Raw genomic sequence first — 1,303 nt, forward strand, 5'->3', positions numbered from 1 at the left:
CAACAAGCACTTTACCCCCTATTGATAATAATAATATTTTGGCAGCTTGGTTGTTTTGAAACTTGCGATTTAGCGCATCTCTCATCACATTTACTTTTACTACTTCCCAGTCATTTCTGATGGGGTACTCTCGACTTCTACCCATATTTCTCGCGTTTTTGGCAGTGAGGGCTCGTCTTATTTTGTTTTCGTATGTCTGTCCCTCAAACTTTTTTGCTTGAAAGTAATGCTCAACAGTCGGCCAGTACTTACCATCAGCTTCGAACCCTAGCTTTGCAAAATTAGACAGTTCGCCATACTTGTCAGTGACAGTATAAAAATAGATTACGTCTTCCAATGCTCGTTACCCATCTTTATGAGGTCACTTTCTTGCTGCTTTGAAGGTTGATATGGGGAGCACAGTACTTTTATATACTTGGATTTATCGTCTGCACTCATACTAGTCCAACTATCAGTTTTTTTTATCCAACTCTGGATATATACGTAGCCATCCCAGTTTTTATCAAGCTTTACAATTGACGACCAACTCTGAGCTTCTTCATCCTCACCATTATCTGATAGCTTTTGAATAATGCTTGTGACAATTCTCTCTGATAGATCTGAGAGAATTCCGCTATATGGGATGGCGGGGTCTAAGTGTGATTCCTTAAACTTTGCTTCGACAATAGCCCGATGAAGTGCCATTAGTTCTGATTCATTTTTTATAATCATAATATCCAACCTAAAACGGATTTTGCCCAGAGTAATTAACTTGTTTAATCTCGGAGCCGAGTTTCATTTTACCGTGATGAACCCATTCGTATGGGTGATGGGGAACCTGTTTTATAGGGGTGCCCGGATTGGCTGAAAATGCAATTACATAGTTTCCTTTATTTTTATAATCACCCCATCCACCAATAAATAGTCTATCAACCGCTTTCGCGGGGGTCATTTCAAATTTAGTGAGGTAAACGACACCGTTGCTGTTGGGTCGTATTGTAAATCCCTCATTAACGATGGCATTAAAACCTTTTTGGTCAGTGTAATGGAACCATAAATCTTGTTTCTGTTCGCCAGAAGTTCTTAGCTTGCTTATGTCTAATGTACCATCACCCATCATGGTTGGGGTCAGTGCCATCAGAACTATATTCCCACCTTTGCCTATTTTGATAAGCCACTTTCCAGCCGTTCTAGCTATATCACTAGTCGTACTACTAGTTCCTGCTTCTGAATCTACGCTCGAATTTGGAAGGGTAATGCCGCCTTCAGGGGCTAAGGCTCCTAAGGACATTGCATTTCCACCTACATTTTCACCAGCAACATC

3 protein-coding genes are annotated in these 1,303 nt (G+C 40.6%); all 3 read right to left on the bottom strand.

Features of this window, described 5'->3' with window-relative positions; all coding sequences use genetic code 11:
* Positions 1 to 337, bottom strand: a 337-nt coding sequence (locus ACFO4O_RS15290) for an NADAR family protein (protein ID WP_382410086.1), incomplete at its 3' end; no start/stop codon positions are given.
* On the bottom strand, positions 325 to 711 hold the full coding sequence (locus tag ACFO4O_RS15295; protein ID WP_382410090.1) for a hypothetical protein: 387 nt from the start codon (positions 709 to 711) through the stop codon (positions 325 to 327). The genes ACFO4O_RS15290 and ACFO4O_RS15295, both read right to left, overlap by 13 nt.
* A gap of 10 nt (positions 712 to 721) precedes the next feature.
* Positions 722 to 1,303 (bottom strand): hypothetical protein (locus ACFO4O_RS15300; protein ID WP_382410088.1); only part of this gene is annotated, 582 nt, incomplete at its 5' end.

This window comes from Glaciecola siphonariae (assembly GCF_042652645.1).
Lineage (GTDB): Bacteria > Pseudomonadota > Gammaproteobacteria > Enterobacterales > Alteromonadaceae > Glaciecola > Glaciecola siphonariae.

What these genes read in the sequence shown, in the direction of transcription:
- ACFO4O_RS15295 (WP_382410090.1), bottom strand. Translation starts at nt 711, where the DNA reads ATGATTATAAAAAATGAATCAGAACTAATGGCACTTCATCGGGCTATT.